We start from the raw sequence: 17595 nt of genomic DNA on the forward strand, positions 1-17595 counted from the left end.
GCAGTGCTCGAGGGACGCTCAGAGTCATGGGATCAGATGACCGGCAGCATCTGGTCCCGCTCCCAGGCCGAGACCTGGCCGCGGTAGGCCTCCCACTCGGATCGCTTGTTGCGCAGGAAGTAGTCGTAGACGTGCTCGCCCAGCGTCTCGGCCAGCAGCTCGGAGTTCTCCGCGACCTTGATCGCCTCGGCCAGCGTCTTCGGCAGCGGCTCGATGCCGAGGCTGTTGCGTTCGCGCTCGTTGAGCGACCACACGTCGTCCTCGGTCTCGCGAGGCAGCTCGTAGCCCTCCTCGATCCCCTTCATGCCGGCGGCCAGGATCACCGCGAACGCCAGGTAGGGGTTGCAGGCTGGGTCGATGGTGCGCAGCTCGATGCGGGTGGACTGGCCCTTGTTGGGCTTGTACATCGGCACCCGGACCATCGCCGAGCGGTTGTTGTGTCCCCAGGTGATGTACGACGGCGCCTCGCCGCCGCCGATCAGCCGCTTGTAGCTGTTGACCCACTGGTTGGTGACACAGGTGATCTCGCTGGCATGGCGGAGCATCCCGGCGATGAACTGCCGGCCGGTCTTGCTGAGCTGGTACTCGGAGCCGGCCTCGAAGAACGCGTTGCGGTCACCCTCGAACAGCGACACGTGCGTGTGCATGCCCGAGCCCGGGTGCGTGGTGAACGGCTTCGGCATGAAGCTGGCCCAGATGCCCTGGCTCAGTGCCACCTCACGGATCACCGTGCGGAAAGTCAGGATGTTGTCGGCGGTGCTCAGCGCGTCGGCGTACCGCAGGTCGATCTCCTGCTGGCCGGGCCCACCCTCGTGGTGGCTGAACTCGACGGAGATGCCCATCGACTCGAGCATCGTGATCGCCTCGCGACGGAAGTCGGAGCCGTGCGACTGCGCGGTGTGGTCGAAGAACCCGCTGCGGTCGACCGGGATCGGGTCGTCACCGGAGTTGGGGGTGTCCTTGAAGAGGTAGAACTCGATCTCGGGGTGGGTGTAGAACGTGAACCCCTTCTCGGCCGCGGCGCTCAGGGTGCGCTTGAGCACGTAGCGCGGGTCGGCGTACGACGGGCTGCCGTCGGGCATCATGATGTCGCAGAACATGCGCGCCGTCGCGGGCCCCTCGCCGCCACGCCACGGCAGGATCTGGAACGTCGACGGGTCGGGCAGCAGCAGCATGTCTGCCTCGTAGACGCGGGCGAATCCCTCGATGGCCGAGCCGTCGAACCCGATGCCCTCGCTGAAGGCGCCCTCGAGCTCGGCCGGAGCCACCGCCACGGACTTGAGGAAACCGAGGACGTCGGTGAACCAGAGGCGGACGAACCGGACGTCGCGTTCTTCGAGTGCGCGCAGCACGAAGTCTTCCTGCTTACCCATGGACCCAACTATGGACCATCGCCTGTTACACGCGTGTGACACGCCACCAGTTGGTGCACGCGGAACATCCCAGTCACCTGATGACTGGGATGTTCCGCGTAGAGGTCGGGCGCGGGGGTCAGCGTCAGCGCACGGGCTGCTGGAGCTTGATCACCCAGTCGGCGGAGGGATCGGCCGGCGACGAGAGGTAGAGCTCCCGGCAGGTGCCGGAGGCGTGCAGGCCCTGCTCGGTCAGGTGCGCGCCCAGGGCCTGCCAGCCTTCGGCGATGCGGTCGATCGGCCCCGTGTACGTCGCCACGACGGCACGCGGCACCGCAGGCAGCGTGGCCGGCTCGGCACCCTCGACGTCGAGGCCCGCCGGGCCGCAGGCCGCGAACCGGATGCCCTCGTCGCCCACGTCGTACCAGGCGACGCTCGGGTCGAAGCCGGTCCCCTGCCCTGCAGCCGCCGACGCGAGTCGCACGAACAGCGGTCCGATGACCGGTCCGATCTGGGGCTGCTCCGCCACCGAGGCGGTCAGCTGGGTGACCTCCAGCTCGGGCAGGGTCGTTTCCGTGCAGTTCATCTCCATGATGTGTCCTTCCATCAGTCGGAGACGCCGCTCCACCTCGTCGAGGCGGGTCCGGTTGGCGGTGATCTCGTCGGCCAGCTCGGTCCGGCGCTGTTCCAGTCGCTGCTGGAGCAGGTCGGGCGGGCCGTCGAGCATCTCTCCCACCACCTCGAGACTGAAGCCCAGCTCCTTGAGGGCCACCAGCTGGTGCGCGCGCCGCAGCAGCGACTCGTCGTACCGCCGGTAGCCCGAGAAGGGGTCGACCTCGGACGGGGCGAGCAGTCCGACCGCGTCGTAGTGACGCAGCATCCGCACTGACACCCCGGCGAAGCGGGCGAAGTCTCCGATGTTCAACATGACGGGATCACTCCACGGCCTGACACGGTGTCAGGGTCAAGAGCCTTCGCGCGGAACGTTCTCCAGCTCGGCCAACCAGGCAGTCGGCGACGCGTCCGACGGCATCCGCCAGTCACCGCGCGGCGACATCGTGCCGCCCGCGGAGACCTTCGGGCCGTTGGGCAGCGCCGACCGCTTGAACTGCGACGCGAAGAACCGAGTGATGAACACCTCGAGCCACCTGCGTACGACGGGCAGGTCGTAGGCCGCACGACGGTCGGGCGGGAATCCCGGCGGCCACTCGCCGACCTCGGCGTCCTGCCACGCATGCCAGGCCAGGAACGCGATCTTGCTCGGTCGGGCGCCGCCGCGCAGCGTGTGGAACAGCGAGAAGTCCTGCAGCGCATAGGGGCCCACGGAGTCCTCGGTGGCCTGGGGCTTCTCGCCCTCCTCGGTCGGGATCAGCTCGGGAGTGATCTCCTGCTCGAGGATCTCGCGGAGCACGTCGTTGATCTCGCCGCTGGAGTCGTCGGCGGCGAACTGGCCGCTGTCGATCACCCAGCGGATCAGGTGCTGGATCAGGGTCTTCGGGACCCCGGAGTTCACCGTGTAGTGGGACATCTGGTCGCCCACGCCGTACGTGCACCAGCCCAGCGCGAGCTCGGAGAGGTCGCCGGTGCCGAGCACGATGCCGCCACGGTGGTTGGCCAGCCGGAAGAGGTAGTCGGTGCGGAGGCCGGCCTGCACGTTCTCGAACGTGACGTCGTAGACCGACTCGCCGTCGGAGTACGGATGGTCGAGGTCGTCGAGCATCTGCGTGGCCGCGGGCTTGATGTCGAGCACCTCGAAGGTGACGCCGAGCGAGGTGGAGAGCCGCGTGGCGTAGGACTTCGTGGTGTCGCCGGTCGCGAAGCCCGGCATGGTGAACGCGTGGATGTCGGTGCGCGGCCGGCCCAGCCGGTCCATCGCCTTGGCCGCCACGATCAGTGCGTGCGTGGAGTCGAGCCCGCCGGAGACCCCGATGACGACCTTCGGCTGCCACGAGTCGCCGCCGATCGCGCGCAACCGTTGCTCGAGGCCGGAGACCTGGATGTTGTAGGCCTCGTAGCAGTCCTGGGCGAGCCGTTCTGCGTCGTCGGGCACGAACGGGAACCGGTCGACCTTGCGCCGCAGGCCGATGTCACCGGTCGGCGGCTCGAGGGTGAACTCGACGGTCCGGAACGACGAGAGCCGGCCCTCGTGCGTGCGCCGGTTGTCGTCGAACGTGCCCTGCCGCAGCCGGTCCTGGCGGATCCGGCCGAGGTCGACGTCCGCGACGCTGCGCCGCGCGCCCTCGGGGAACCGCTCGGTCTCCTCGAGCAGCTCGCCGAGCTCGTAGATCATCGTCTGGCCGTCCCAGCTGAGGTCCGTGGTCGACTCCCCCTCACCCGCCGCCGCATAGAGGTACGCCGCCAGGCAGCGCGCGCTCGCCGAGCGCACCAGCAGCCGGCGGTCCTCGGCCCGGGCGACAGTGATCGGCGAACCCGACAGGTTGGCCAGCACCGTCGCGCCGGCCAACGCGGCCTCGGCACTGGGCGGGACCGGCACCCACATGTCCTCACAGACCTCGACGTGCAGCTTGAGGTCAGGCAGGTCGGCAGCGCTGAAGATCAGGTCGGGACCGAACGGCACCTCGTCGCCACCGAGCGTGATCCACTCGTCGCGGCGGTCGTCACCCGGTGCGAAGTGGCGGCGCTCGTAGAACTCCCGGTACGTCGGCAGGTAGGACTTCGGGCTGACCCCGAGCACCGATCCACGGTGGATCACCACGGCGCAGTTGAGCACCCGCGTGCCCTGCACGAGCGGGGCGCCGACCACGATCACCGGCAGCAGGTCCTGCGAGGCCTCGACGATGTCGTCGATCGCGGACAGCGTCGAGGCGAGCAACGTGTCCTGCAGCAGCAGGTCGTCGATGGCGTAGCCGGTCAGGCACAGCTCGGGGAACAGCGCGACCGCGACACCCTCCTGGTGGCATTCCGTGGCCTGCGCAATGACGGTCGCCGCGTTGGCCGCCGGGTCCGCGATCGAGACGGGCACGGCGCAGGCGGCGACGCGCGCGAAACCCTGGGCATAGGCAGAGTAGAAGTCCACGTCCGTGAGTCTATGGGGTGGCTGCCGCTTCCCGGCGGCACCTCAGGCGGGCCCGAAGTTCCCGCATTTCGGTGTCGCCACCGAGCATCAGCGGTCCTAGCGTCGGGACATGCGAACGGTCGCCGTACTCGGAGGGTCCGCCGTCGGCTCCGTGACGGCACTGCTGTTGGCGCGCACCGGCTGGCAGGTCACCCTGGTCGACGACGAGTTCGACCTGTTCTCCACGCCGTCACCGCAACTTCGGGCACGTCCGGGAGCACCTCACACCGTGCAGGCACACGGGTTCATGGCCCGCACCCTCCACGAGCTGACCACCCGGCTGCCCGACGTACGACAGGCCCTGCTGGATGCCGGCGCCCCGCTGATCACCTTCGCCTCGATGGTGCCGCCGCACTGGGTCGACGGCGGGCGGCCGGGTGACGAGCAGCTGGACTGCCTGCGGGTACGCCGACTCACGCTGGACCGGGTGCTCGGTGAAGCCGTGGCCGGTCAGTCCGGGATCAGGCGGGTCGACAGCCGGGCCACCGGCCTTCTGCTCGACGAGTCCGGACCGGTGCCCACCGCGACCGGCCTCGGGCTGGAGGACGGGAGCTCTGTCACCGCCGGCCTCGTCATCGACGCCGGCGGACGCCGCTCGCCGATCAGCCGGTGGCTGGCCGATGCCGGCATCGTCCAGCCCCAGCGGGTCGACCCGTGCGAGGTCATCTACTACACGCGTCACCACCGCGTCGTCGGCGATGCACCGAGGCTCAACGCAGGCTTCGCCCAGATCCACCAGTTCCCCAGCTTCATCTCGCTGCTGTTCCTGGGCGACAACGACACCGGCATGCTGGCGATGTCGACACACGGCAAGGACCCACTGCTCAAACGGCTGCGCCACGATGCCGCGTTCTCCGCGGTGATGGCGGCGATGCCCGGCTTCGAGGAGTGGGCCGTCGCCCTCGACCCGATCGGCTCGGTGTTCTGCCTTGGCGCACTCGACAACCGGATGCGCTTCCTGGTCCGCGACGGTCGGCCCGTGGTCCGGGGGCTGCACCAGGTCGGCGACGCGCTGTGCATGACCAACCCCACCCGTGGCCGAGGTCTCTCGATGGGGCTGGCGGCAGCCGGTGCGCTCTGCGACCTGCTCGGCGACGAATCACTCGACCCCGACGACCTGGCCCTGGCATACGACGCGTGGCAGCAGCGCGTGCTGGCGATCTACTACCGGGAGACCGCCGCGAGTGACGTCACCCTCGACCGTCAGCTGCGGGCCGGGCTGGCCGGTCAGGCGATCCCCCGCAACGCTCCGGGGATCGAGCTGCCCGAGGGACATCCGGTGACCTCGGAAGACCTTGACCGCGCGGCGGACGCCGATCCGGACCTGCTGAGAGCCACGTTCCGGGCGACCATGTTGCTCGATGACGAGCGCGTCATCGCCTCGGAGAGGGTGGCGGCCCGCACCCGGGCGGTCCTCGACGCGCTCCCTCCCTCGCCCGGGAGGCCGCCCCCGCCGACGGACGGCTTGCACGACCGGTCAGTGCTGGAGGCCGTGCTCGCCCCCTACGCCTGACGACCGCGCCCTCAGGAAAGCGACGTACCGGTGGGCGCCCGCGGGCCCGGCACCACGGCCGCCTCCGGCGTCCGGTGCTGGCGTACGTCGATCAGCCGCAGCCCCACGCCGCGCACCGCGTCGATCTGGAGCGGACTGTCGAGCTCGTGCAGCTTGCGGCGCAACCGCTTGACCACCGACTGCACGTGTGACCGGTCGCCCAGGTGGTCGTTCCCCCAGACCCGTCGCTGCAGGTCGGCGAACGGCTGCACGTGCCCGACCTCCTCGAGCAGGCAGAGCAGGAGATCGTGCTCGAGGGGTGAGAGACCGACCTCGCGGTCCTGCCAGGACGCGACCCGCCAGTCCGAGTCGACCTCGAGCCCGAACAGGGCCGGTGCCGGACGCGACGGGGCATGCGCCGGGCGCATGGGCAGGGCCTGCGGAGGAACCGGCGGCACCGACCGCAGGGCCGGCTCGACCGCCGGGAGGCCACCGAGGATCTCGAGGGCCTCGGCCCGGGTGGCGACCATGACGACGGCGGCGCTGGTGCCGATCGCCTCGGCGATGCGGAGGCGGTCCTGGGCGGACGCGGCGATCGCGAGCACGACGGGCGCAGCATCAACTGGCGACGGGTCGTCCTGACCCACCACCCGGATCGGCCCTTCTCCCCGAGAGAGAGGCATCCCCAGCCTTTCGTCAGTTGCATGACGCTGCTGCTTCACCTTCACCGAACGTCTCGCTGAAAGTCAAGGAAGCACGAGGTTCTTCCGATAAACGGGCGCTGTTCCGGAAATGCCCACGTGCTGCCCACGTTCGACCCTGACCTGCCCGGATCCACGCGTTGTGGCCGTCCCGGTGCGTCCCTAGCGTCTGATTGCACCGGCCAACTTCTCACGGGTCCCATTTTTCGGGGTTCCGTCTGGCCGGTGCACACGAGCTCATCCGGGGACGTGCTCGCGCCCCCGGCCAACTTCTCGGAGGGACGCACCATGTCATCGACAAGACGTCGGTCCCTGCTCCGGATTCGGAGCGGACCGGCACGTGCCCTGGCCACAGGGCTGGCGACCATCGCAGTGGTGGCCGCGTCACTGAGCCTGATCGGCACGGCCGCCTCGGCCACGCCGGCGGCTCCTGACTCGGACAAGATCAAGCCCAAGCTGAGCAAGCAGCTGGACGAGAAGGGCGAGGCCACCTTCTGGGTGCGCTTCGAGATGCCCGACCTCAGCGCTGCCCAGAAGATCAAGGGCTGGGACAAGCGCGGGCAGGCGGTCTACGACACCCTGACCGCCGCGGCCGAGTCCAGCCAGAAGGACGCCCGCGCGATCCTCGACAAGGACGGCGCCGACTACAAGTCCTTCTGGGCCACCAACGCGATCCGCGTGCAGGCCGGCAGCGAGGACCTTGCCGCCGAGCTCGCCGCGATCAAGCAGGTCGACGGCCTCTACCCGACCTTCGACTACCGCCTCGAGAAGCCCACGAAGGGTGAGCGGATCCACGCGGCCCAGGCGGTCGAGTGGGGCGTGGCCAACATCAACGCCGACGACGTCTGGAACGAGTACGGCGTGCACGGCGAGGGGATGGTCATCGCCAACATCGACACCGGCGTCCAGTTCGACCACCCGGCGCTGGTCAACCAGTACCGCGGCAACAACGGCGACGGCACGTTCGACCACAACTACAACTGGTTCGACGCGCAGGGCACCTGCGACGGCGCACCCTGTGACGTCGACCAGCACGGCACCCACACGATGGGCACGATGATCGGCAGCGACGGGGCCGACAACCAGATCGGTGTCGCACCCGGTGCGAAGTGGATCGCGGCCAACGGCTGCTGCCCGTCCGACGCGGCGCTCATCGAGTCCGGCCAGTGGATGCTCGCACCGACCAACCTCGAGGGCGAGAACGCCGACGTCACCAAGCGTCCCAACATCGTCAACAACTCGTGGGGCACGCAGGTGCCGAGCAACGACCCCTTCATGGAGGACGTGCTCGAGGCCTGGGCGGCGTCCGGCATCTTCGGGACGTGGTCCAACGGCAACAACGGGAACGGGTGCCAGACCAGCGGTTCGCCGGGAAGTCGCACCTTGAACTACTCCGTCGGCGCCTACGACGTGAACAACACCATCGCGGGCTTCTCCAGCCGCGGCGTCGGCCAGGACGGCGAGATCAAGCCGAACATCTCGGCCCCGGGCGTGAACGTGCGCTCGAGCCTGCCGGGCGGCAACTACGGCGCCTTCAACGGTACGTCGATGGCGGCACCGCACCTCGCGGGTTCCATCGCACTGTTGTGGTCGGCGGCTCCCTCACTGGTCGGTGACATCGACGCCACCCGCGCCCTGCTCGACGGTTCCGCCGTCGACAAGGCCGACTCCCAGTGCGGCGGCACCGACGACGACAACAACGTCTACGGCGAGGGTCGTCTCGACGCCCTGGCCCTGGTGCAGGGCGCTCCGGTCGGCGAGACCGGAACGGCGACCGGCACCGTGACCGACGAGGCCACCGGCGACCCGATCCAGGGTGCCGACGTCACGCTCGAGGGCGCGACCAGTCGGTCCCTGACGACCGGCGCCGACGGCACCTACTCGGCCCGCCTCACCGCGGGCGACTACACCGCGACGGTGGCCAAGTTCGGCTACCAGACGGCCACCGCCGACCTCACCGTCACTCCAGACACCACGACCACGCAGGACTTCGCGCTGGTCTCGGCGGCAGCAGTGACCCTGAGCGGAACGGTCACCGACGGCAGCGGCCACGGTTGGCCGCTCTACGCCAAGGTCACCGTTCCCGGGGCCGACCCGGTCTTCACCGACCCGGCGACCGGCGAGTACTCGATCGAGGTGCCCGGCAACGCGTCGTACGACGTGTCGGTCGCCGCGCAGTACCCGGGCTATGTGGCGGCCACGCAGACCGTCGAGGTCGGTGGCGATGACACCACCGCCGACATCGCGGTCGAGGTCGACTCCTCCACGTGTGCCGCCAAGGGCTACGCGTTCAACACCGACGGTGTGACCCAGGACTTCAACACCGGAGAGCTCCCCGACGGCTGGACCGTCGAGGACGCCGCCGGCACGGGTCAGGTCTGGGAGTTCGACGACCCGGGCGGCCACGGCAACCTCACCGGTGGTGACGGCACGTTCGCGATCATCGACAGCGACAACTACGGCAGCGGCGGCACGCAGGACACGTCGCTGGTCAGCCCGGTCGTCGACATGAGCGACGTGACCTCACCGGTGGTCGGCTTCAAGCAGGACTACTACAACCTGGGTGACACCGCCGACGTCGACGTCAGCATCGACGGTGGCGAGAGCTGGACGAACGTGCTCAGCCAGTCCGACTCCGCCCGGGGACCGCGTGAGGACGTGATCCAGCTGCCGACGGCCGCCGGACAGTCCGCGGTCCAGGTCCGGTTCCACTACTACGAGGGCAGCTACGACTGGTGGTGGCAGGTTGACGACGTGTTCGTCGGCAGCCGCACCTGTGACCCGGTCGAGGGTGGGCTCGTGGTCGGCAACGTCTCCAACTCCAACGACGGTGACGCCATCAACGGCGCATCGGTCACGAGCCAGGACAATGCTGCCGTCAAGGCGACGACCAAGCCGACGCCGGACGACGAGAGCCTCGCCGACGGCTTCTACTGGTTGTTCTCCCCCGACACGGGCAGCCACGAGTTCGACGCCACCGCGAGCGGTTTCGAGGTCGTCACCAAGACGGTCGACGTGGCCGCGGACGGCGCCGTACGCCAGGACTTCGAGCTCGGCTCCGGTCACCTGACCGTCACCCCGGGCAAGGTCCAGATCGAGAAGCAGCTGGGCAAGCCGGCGGTCACCAAGCAGGTCGAGGTGACCAACGACGGATCGATCCCGGTGCACCTGGAGTTCAACGAGCTCAAGGGCGGCTTCGTGATGCTCGGCGCCGACGGCAGTCGCACCAAGGCTGCCGACCTGATGAAGGCGGACGGCGCCCCGCTCCAGCGGATCAAGGCTCCGGTCTCCTTCGGCAGGACGGCGTCGAAGAAGATGTCCACGAACTCGGTGGCACCGCAGGCCGTCGCTCCGCACGACGACCCGTGGACCGACATCGCCGACTACCCGTCCAACGTGATGGACAACCGGGTGGTCCACGTCGACGGCATCGCCTACTCGATCGCCGGTGGCGACGGGTCTGCGTCGTCCTCGTCGACGTACGCCTACGACCCGGCTGCCCTGGCATGGACCGCCAAGGCCGACCTGCCGGGGGCCCGCAACGCGGTGTCCGCCGGCGTGGTCGACGGCCAGATCGTGGTCACCGGCGGGTGGGCGGACGGCGGTCCTTCGGCCTCGACGTGGGCCTACGACCCGGGTGCCGACTCGTGGACCGCGAAGGCCGATGCCCCGGTCGAGCTGTCTGCCTCCGGTCAGGCGGTCGTCGACGGCAAGCTGTACGTCGTCGGTGGCTGCACCACCGACAGCTGTACGCCGATGTCGAACGACGTGGCGGCGTACGACCTGGCCAGCGACACGTGGCAGACCCTGGCCGACTACCCCTCGGCAGTGGCGTTCGCGTCCTGCGGTGGTGTGGACGGCAAGGTCTACTGCACCGGTGGCAACGGCGGGGCTGCCGGCACGGCCGACAGCTACGTCTACGACCCGGCCGCGGACGCGTGGACCGAGCTCGCGGATGCCCCCGTCGACACGTGGGCCAGCCAGTACACCGTCGCGAACGGGATGCTGGTCGTCAACGGCGGCGTGCAGGCGGGCGCGATCAGCAACCGCACCTTCGCGTACGACGTCGCCGGCGAGGCCTGGGTGGACCTGCCGAACTCCAACACCCCGCGCTACCGCGGTGGCGCGTCGTGCGGCGTCTACAAGATCGGTGGCTCCTCGGGCAGCTTCAACGCCGAGGTGGACAGCGAGATGCTGCCCGGCATGGAGGACTGTGGCGCCAGTGCCGCGGACGTCGAGTGGCTGTCCGTCTCCCCGGCCGTCGCGATCCTGGCTCCCGGCCAGTCGGTCAACCTGAAGGTCACCATGGACCCGAACGTCGCCCAGCCGGGCACGTACACCGCGGGTGTGGCGATCAAGGAGGACACCCCCTTCAAGGTGGAGCCGGTCGACGTGACCATGGTCGTCAGCCCGCCCCGCTCGTGGGGCAAGCTGGCCGGTCGCGTGACGGGCAGCTCCTGTGCAGGTGAAGGCGCACCACTGGCCGGAGCCACCGTGCAGGTGAACTCGGGTGAGTCCGCGTGGACGTTCGAGAGCGCCGGCGACGGCACGTACGCCTACTGGTTCAACTCGATCTACAGCCCGCTGCAGCTGATCGCCGCCAAGGACGGCTACCAGCCGCAGGTCCGCAAGGTGAGGATCCGGGGCGGGCAGACCACCGCCGCCGACTTCACCCTGAAGAAGGCGGGCTGCTAGTCATCCATCAGTAGACAGTTGGACAGTTCGACAGGCCCGTGCACGCGCCAGCGTGGGCGGGCCTGTCGCCAACCGGCAGTTGTTGCGTCGCGAGCCTGCAATTGTTGATGCGCGAACCGTGGGTTCTTGCGCTTCGAACCGTGGGTTCTTGCGGTCGTACGCCGGTCGCACGCCGGTCAGCTGGTCGCGCGGCCGCGTTGCCGGGCAGCCAGCAGGTAGGCCGCGGCCAGGCCGAGCTCGACGCCGACGAAGACCCTGGTCAGCGGCCCGGTCTCCGGTTCGATCACGGCCGACACCGCCCGGCCCGAGGCCATCCCGGCGCTGAGTACGCCGATCGCGGCCGGCGACTTCAACCCGACCGCGGCGATGGCCAACGTGAGGCCGCCGTACACCGCCCGGATCTCGTTGCGGGATTCGGCCGTGGGCGCCGTGCCGCCGAAGAGCTCGGGAACCATGGACGGGCGGGCGAGCGCCACGACGCCGATCGCCGCGTAGCTGGCAGTGCCGAGGGCAAGGAGTCGATTCACGACGCCCAGTCTGGCGCGGTCGGGCACGGATCGCCACCACCGCGTACGTCGCATCGAGTGCGGGCCCGAGGGTGACCACGGCCACAGTGCGAAGTGCCCGCGGAGGTCTAGCCTTGTCGTGGTCCGGGGACTCAATCGGGAGCCTCGAGAGCACAAGGAGTCTCACCTCATGAGCGAGCAGAACGTAGAAGTGGCCGCGCCGTACGGCGGAGGCGCAGCAGACGCCAAGCCGTCCACGCCGGCCAAGCGGATCCGCACCCATCACCTGCGCGAGATGAAGGAACGCGGCGAGAAGATCTCGATGCTCACCGCCTACGACATGTACACCGCGCAGACCTTCGACGAGGCCGGCTGCGAGCTGCTGCTGGTCGGCGACTCGGCCTCCAACAACGTCCTCGGCAACGAGACCTCGCTGCCGATCACGGTCGACGAGCTCCTCCCCCTGACTCGTGCGGTCAGCCGCTCGGTCAAGCGCGCACTGGTGGTCGGCGACCTGCCGTTCGGCTCCTACCAGGCCTCGCCCGAGCAGGGTTACCTGACCGCCGTACGTTTCATGAAGGAGGCCGGCGCGCACGCCGTGAAGCTCGAGGGCGGTGCCGAGATGGCGCCGGTCATCGAGAAGCTCACCCATGGCGGCATCCCGGTGATGGCACACATCGGCTTCACCCCGCAGAGTGAGCACACGCTGGGCGGCTACCGCGTGCAGGGCCGCGGCGAGAGCTCCGACCGGGTGATCGCCGACGCGCACGCCGTGCAGGAGGCCGGCGCGTTCGCCGTCGTCATGGAGATGGTGCCCGGTGACGTGGCCGGCCAGATCAGCAAGGAGCTGGTGATCCCGACGATCGGCATCGGCGCCGGCAACCAGTGCGACGGCCAGGTCCTGGTCTGGCAGGACGCATTCGGCCTGCGCACCGGCCGCATGGCGAAGTTCGTCAAGCAGTACGCCGACCTGCACGGCGTCCTGCTCTCGGCTGCCGAGGAGTACGTCGCCGACGTCCGCGCCACGACCTTCCCCGGCCCCGACCACACCTTCTGACCCACCCCTCCTGCGCGAACCGTGGGTTCCTGCTGCGCGAACCACGCGTGATTGACGCGCGAACCGTGGATCCTTGATCCGAGCACGACAAGGATCCACGGTTCGGCGCGCAAGAATCCACGGTTCGCGACAGGTACGTGGTGGTCAGGTGCGTGCTCCTGACGGGTGAGCGGACAACCGGGCGCAGCACTCGGGCGTCCAACGAGTGTCACCTCACCCACGGGAGCCCACCATGAACGCCATCCGCCGTACCCGACCCGCCTCGGGCCGCCCAGCCCGCCGCTCGACCCGACGCGGCGCCCGACTGATCGCCGTCCTCGCCTCGATGCTGGCCCTGGTGTTCACCACCGTGAGCACGCCCTCCGCCACCGCACTGCCGGCCTGGCGCGACACGGGCGCGTCGTGGAACAACCCGGTGGACGGTACGACGAGGGTCGTCGGCCTGCGCTACGCCACACATCCCCACTTCGACCGCGTCGTGATCGACCTCCGCGGCATCATCCCGGACTGGAGCACCAACTACCAGCGCATCTTCCGCTACGAGGGCAGTGGCGCACTGGTGCCGATCAGGGGCGCGTCGGGCCTGAACCTGACCATGATGGCGGCCGGCCACACCTACTCGGGCCGCAACGTCTACACCGGTCCCCGGATCGCCCGACCAGGCTTCGTCACCCTCAAGGCACTCGCCCTCACCGGTGACTTCGAGGGCTACGTCAACTTCGGGTTCGCCCTGCGGCACCGGGCGTCGTACCGCATCTTCGCCCTGCACAGCCCTCAACGACTGGTGATCGACTTCCGCCACTGACGCGTCAGGACCAGTCGAAGAGGATGCTGCCGCCGAGGAGGGCCACGAACCAGAAGGCGATCGCCACCACGGCCAGCACGGGCAGGCGCTTGGGGTGCGGGGTCCACCACACGCAGGCGGTGACCAGGAACCCGACCCAGACCAGGAGCAGCACGACCACGGCCCACCAGGGCGCCACCAGCCCGCTGGCGCCGTACAGGAACAGGGCGCAGGCCAGTCCGCCCATGCCGACGAAGGGCCAGGGGGATGCGGGAACGTTGCGACTCACGGCGCCGAACCTACCGTGCTGCCCGGGCGGTCGACGTGACCACCATGGCCTGCCATCGGTCGATCAGCACCCGGCCCGGCGTGCTCGCGACCAGTGGCGACGAGGTCAGTCCTCCCCGGCGTCGTCGTTCCACTTCGGGTCGTTGTCCCACGACTCGTTGCGCTCCTCGACCTTCTCCAGGGCCCGCGAGGCCTCGGCCGAAGTCGCATAGGGACCGAGGCGGTCGGCGTTGCGGCAACCGTCCTCGCCCTCGACGGTGTGGTGCTTCAGGCAGAACCAGTACTCGTCGCTCATGTCCCTGAAACTACACTCGCCGCCATGGCCGCAGTAACCCCCGGAGTGATTTCTCCCCGTCGTCCCGTCCCCGCCTCGATCCCGCGGCCCGAGTACGTCGACCGCCCCTCGCCGTCCCCGTTCACGGGCGAGGAGGTGAAGGACGCCGAGACCATCGAGAAGATGCGCGTCGCCGGAAAGCTGGCCGCCCAGGCCCGCGAGCTGGTCGGCGCGGCGGTGGCTCCAGGAGTCACCACCGACGAGCTCGACCGCATCGGGCACGAGTTCCTCTGCGACCACGGCGCCTACCCCTCGACCCTGGGCTACCGCGGCTTCCCGAAGTCACTCTGCTCGAGCGTCAACGAGGTCATCTGCCACGGCATCCCCGACAGCACCGTCGTGCAGGACGGCGACATCGTCAACATCGACATCACCGCGTTCCTCGACGGCGTGCACGGCGACACCAACGCCACCTTCTTCGCCGGCGAGCCCGACGAGGAGACCCGGCTCCTGGTCGAGCGCACGAAGACCGCCCTCGACCGCGGCATCAAGGCCGTGAAGCCCGGCCGGCGGATCAACATCATCGGTCGCGTCATCGAGGCCTACGCGAACCGGTTCGGGTACGGCGTGGTCCGCGAGTTCACCGGCCACGGCATCGGCACCCACTTCCACAGCGGGCTCGTGGTGCCGCACTACGACGACCCCAACTACGACGACGAGATCCGCGTCGGCATGACCTTCACGATCGAGCCGATGCTCAACCTCGGCACCCACGAGTGGGACATGTGGGATGACGACTGGACGGTGGTCACCAAGGACCTGCGTCGCAGCGCCCAGTTCGAGCACACCCTGCTGGTCACCGCAGACGGCGCCGAGGTGCTGACCAACCCCTGACCCTCAGGTGAGGTCGTCGTACGAGATGACGCCCGCCTCGGCGAGCTCCCGCTCCACCCGGAGTACGGCGGTCTCGTGCTCGGGGTCGGCGCTCATCGCGGCGGCGAGGCGCAGGTGTGGCAGCGCGTCGGCAGGTCGTGACTGTCGCTCGAGCGCACGCCCGAGCGTGTGCCGCGCCCAGACGTCGGAGGGGTCTCGCTCGACGAGGACTCGCAGGTCGGCCTCGGCCTTCTGCAGCTGGACCCGCATGTAGTAGGCCCAGGCCCGCAGCGTCAGCAGCGAGTTGGCCTCCGGCTCGGCCTCGATGGCGGGCTCGAGGATCTCGAGGGCCTCGCGGGGAGCGCGCTGCTCGAGCAGCTCCCAGGCCCGGTGGTAGGCGTCGGAGGGGTGCGAGGCCTGTCCCGGGAACATGATCAGCGGGATGGGGATCTCCTGGTCGTCCACTGCTGCTCCTTCGTCGTCGCTGTGGCTCACCCACCCAACATCGCCCATCCGGCCCGCATTCCTCTACCCTTGAGGCGCGGATGGGCTGGCCGGGCGACCGCGTTCGTCTCCTCACGGAGGCGGCCGAGGAAGGTCCGGGCTCCACAGAGCAAGGTGGTGGGCAACACCCACCCGGGGTGACCCGCGGGAAAGTGCCACAGAAAACAGACCGCCCGCTCTCACGAGCGGGTAAGGGTGAAACGGTGGTGTAAGAGACCACCAGCGTGCCGGGTGACCGGTGCGGCTAGGTAAACCCCACCTGGAGCAAGATCAAGAAGCCACTCCCCTTCGGAGGAATGGTGCGCACACGTTCGAGGGCTGCTCGCCCGAGTGTGCGGGTAGATCGCCCGAGGCTGTCGGCAACGGCAGCCCTAGATGGATGGTCGCCAACCGGGGCCACGCAAGGAACCCCGGCGAACAGAACCCGGCCTATGAGCCAGCCCGTCCGCCCACCAGCCACCACCCTGTGGCGGCTCAGCCGGTGACGAACCGGATCGACCGGGACTTCAGGTCCACGGACTCGAGCTTGACCGACACCTGCTCGCCGAGCGGCAGCGCGCCGGACGCCGAGGTGACGCTCGCCTCGATCGCCGGATCCTGCACGGTGATGTCGCCCTTGTGGTCGTCCTTGTCGTCGATCTCGACCACCACGGCGTCGAAGGACTCCCCCACGCGTGGCTGGAGTACGGCGGCCTCCACGAGGTTCAACACGGCATTCTCGTACTGGTTGGCGATCCGGCCCGAGTCACGCATCGTCTCGGGCACCTCGGTCAGCTTCTCGATCACCCAGGCCGGCACCTCCTCGTCGGCGCACAGCGCGACACAGATCTCGCCGGCGTACCGGTCGACGAGCCGGCGCAGCGGCGCGGTGACGTGGGCGTACTCCGACGCGATCGCCGAGTGCCGCGGCTGGGCGGGCAGCTCGCCGTTGAAGCCGACGTACCCGCTGCCGCGCAGCAGGGAGGTGCAGGCCACCACCATGGCCGCGTGGTTGGGCTTGGTCGGGTCGAGGCTGCGGATGAACTCGGGGTACTCGAGCTCGGCGGGCCACTCGATCTTGAGGGCCTTGGCGGTGCGGTGCAGCCGCTTGACGTCGCGCGGGTCAGCGGGAGGCAGCGTGCGCAGCAGGCCGACCCGGGCGTAGACCATCAACGACGCGGCGGCCATGCCGGTGAGCAGCGAGATCTGCGCGTTCCACTGCTCGACCGGGTGCTGGGCGCGGAACTCGAGCCGCCACTGGTCGCCGTCGATGTCGATCTCCTGCTCAGGCAGGGGAAGGGACACGCCGCCACGCGCGGCTTCACGCTCGAGCCGGAGCTCGCCCACCTCCTTGAGCAGGCCGAAGACCTCGTCGGCGCTCCCGTCGTCGATCGACTTCTGGACGTCGGCGTAGTTGAGCTTCGCGCGCGACTTCACCGTGGCCCGGACCACCTCGACCTTGGTGCCCTCGCCGGTCTTGTCGACGTCGATCCTCCAGAGCAGGGCGGGCCGCACCTGGTCGGGCAGCAGGGACCCGGCGTCCTCGGAGATCACCTTCGGGTGCAACGGGATCTTGGAGTCCGCGCCGTACAACGTCTCGCCGCGTCGGTTGGCCTCGACGTCGACCGGGTCGCCGGGCGTGATGAACGCGGCCAGGTCGGCGATCGCGTAGAACACGCGGTAGCCGTCGCCGTCACGCTCGATGTGGAGGGCCTGGTCGAGGTCCATCGCGCTCTCGGGGTCGATGGTGATGAACGGGATCGCCGTCTTGTCCAGCTCGGGCAGGCGCGGGTTGGCCGCGGCCTCGGCCGCCGCCTTCTCGACCTCGGGCGGGAACTCCGCAGAGACATGCATCTCCGCCTGGATCGCCGCGATGCCCTCACGGAGGCTCTGGGCGGCGACGCCGTCGTGGGTGGACCGGACTCTCACAACTCTGCTCGGCATGTGGCCACCCTAGCCATCCGAAGAGTCTGGAAAGGGACGTGACGCGGTCGCGAGAGCCCCGGTGACCGGC

14 protein-coding genes and 1 other RNA gene are annotated in these 17595 nt (G+C 69.3%); 6 read left to right on the plus strand and 9 right to left on the minus strand.

Annotation, left to right across the window (positions count from 1 at the left end):
- Positions 1–32 precede the first annotated feature (32 nt).
- The 3 genes from ASD66_RS14695 to ASD66_RS14705 all read right to left on the minus strand — a co-directional run bounded on the left by ASD66_RS14695 (position 33) and on the right by ASD66_RS14705 (position 4389).
- Positions 33–1373, minus strand: a complete 1341-nt coding sequence (locus tag ASD66_RS14695) for a glutamine synthetase family protein (RefSeq protein WP_056687643.1) — start codon at positions 1371–1373, stop codon at positions 33–35.
- A 124-nt stretch (positions 1374–1497) separates the two neighbouring features.
- The gene (locus ASD66_RS14700; RefSeq protein WP_056891351.1) at positions 1498–2280 is read right to left on the minus strand and encodes a MerR family transcriptional regulator; all 783 of its coding nucleotides are present in this window, start codon (positions 2278–2280) and stop codon (positions 1498–1500) included.
- 36 nt (positions 2281–2316) lie between these two features.
- Positions 2317–4389, minus strand: a complete 2073-nt coding sequence (locus ASD66_RS14705) for an NAD(+) synthase (protein ID WP_056891352.1) — start codon at positions 4387–4389, stop codon at positions 2317–2319.
- Between the two features lie 109 nt (positions 4390–4498).
- Between ASD66_RS14705 and ASD66_RS14710 the strand changes: the two genes are divergently transcribed.
- Positions 4499–5941 carry an FAD-dependent oxidoreductase gene (locus ASD66_RS14710; RefSeq protein ID WP_056891353.1) on the plus strand — a complete coding sequence of 481 codons (1443 nt, stop codon included), beginning with the start codon at positions 4499–4501 and terminating at the stop codon, positions 5939–5941.
- A gap of 11 nt (positions 5942–5952) precedes the next feature.
- On the opposite strand, the gene ASD66_RS14715 is transcribed toward ASD66_RS14710, so the two are convergent.
- Entirely contained in the window at positions 5953–6603 is a 651-nt protein-coding gene (locus tag ASD66_RS14715) for a helix-turn-helix domain-containing protein (RefSeq protein ID WP_082599507.1), read from the minus strand.
- Between the two features lie 393 nt (positions 6604–6996).
- Here ASD66_RS14715 and ASD66_RS14720 point away from each other — a divergent pair, with 393 nt between their 5' ends.
- Positions 6997–11316 carry a S8 family serine peptidase gene (locus ASD66_RS14720; RefSeq protein WP_235530102.1) on the plus strand — a complete coding sequence of 1440 codons (4320 nt, stop codon included), beginning with the start codon at positions 6997–6999 and terminating at the stop codon, positions 11314–11316.
- 176 nt (positions 11317–11492) lie between these two features.
- Here ASD66_RS14720 and ASD66_RS14725 read toward each other — a convergent pair whose 3' ends face one another.
- Positions 11493–11843, minus strand: a complete 351-nt coding sequence (locus ASD66_RS14725; protein ID WP_082599545.1) for a DUF4345 family protein — start codon at positions 11841–11843, stop codon at positions 11493–11495.
- A gap of 169 nt (positions 11844–12012) precedes the next feature.
- Here ASD66_RS14725 and panB point away from each other — a divergent pair, with 169 nt between their 5' ends.
- Together panB and ASD66_RS14735 are read left to right on the plus strand one after the other, a co-directional pair.
- Positions 12013–12879: a 3-methyl-2-oxobutanoate hydroxymethyltransferase gene (gene panB / locus ASD66_RS14730; protein WP_056891356.1), complete on the plus strand. Its 867-nt coding sequence runs from the start codon at positions 12013–12015 to the stop codon at positions 12877–12879.
- A 232-nt stretch (positions 12880–13111) separates the two neighbouring features.
- Positions 13112–13684 carry a hypothetical protein gene (locus tag ASD66_RS14735; RefSeq protein ID WP_056687658.1) on the plus strand — a complete coding sequence of 191 codons (573 nt, stop codon included), beginning with the start codon at positions 13112–13114 and terminating at the stop codon, positions 13682–13684.
- A 4-nt stretch (positions 13685–13688) separates the two neighbouring features.
- On the opposite strand, the gene ASD66_RS14740 is transcribed toward ASD66_RS14735, so the two are convergent.
- Both ASD66_RS14740 and ASD66_RS14745 read right to left on the minus strand, forming a co-directional pair.
- On the minus strand, positions 13689–13952 hold the full coding sequence (locus tag ASD66_RS14740; RefSeq protein ID WP_156388691.1) for a hypothetical protein: 264 nt from the start codon (positions 13950–13952) through the stop codon (positions 13689–13691).
- A gap of 105 nt (positions 13953–14057) precedes the next feature.
- Positions 14058–14246 (minus strand): hypothetical protein, encoded by a 189-nt coding sequence (locus ASD66_RS14745; protein WP_056891358.1) that lies wholly within the window; start codon positions 14244–14246, stop codon positions 14058–14060.
- 24 nt (positions 14247–14270) lie between these two features.
- Here ASD66_RS14745 and map point away from each other — a divergent pair, with 24 nt between their 5' ends.
- Entirely contained in the window at positions 14271–15119 is an 849-nt protein-coding gene (map, locus tag ASD66_RS14750; RefSeq protein WP_082599508.1) for a type I methionyl aminopeptidase, read from the plus strand.
- 3 nt (positions 15120–15122) lie between these two features.
- Here map and ASD66_RS14755 read toward each other — a convergent pair whose 3' ends face one another.
- Positions 15123–15593, minus strand: coding sequence for a tetratricopeptide repeat protein (locus ASD66_RS14755; protein ID WP_235530103.1), 471 nt, complete (start codon positions 15591–15593; stop codon positions 15123–15125).
- Positions 15594–15644: 51 nt separating this feature from the next.
- On the opposite strand from ASD66_RS14755, the gene rnpB reads away from it, so the two are divergent.
- Positions 15645–16050, plus strand: an RNA gene (gene rnpB / locus ASD66_RS15165) — RNase P RNA component class A.
- Positions 16051–16076: 26 nt separating this feature from the next.
- Here the strand turns inward: rnpB and ASD66_RS14760 are convergent.
- A complete protein-coding gene (locus ASD66_RS14760) occupies positions 16077–17525 on the minus strand; it encodes an RNB domain-containing ribonuclease (protein ID WP_056891360.1) in 1449 nt (482 codons plus the stop codon).
- Positions 17526–17595: the final 70 nt, after the last annotated feature.

Origin of the sequence: Nocardioides sp. Root151 (genome assembly GCF_001427925.1) — a bacterium.
Taxonomy (GTDB): domain Bacteria; phylum Actinomycetota; class Actinomycetes; order Propionibacteriales; family Nocardioidaceae; genus Nocardioides.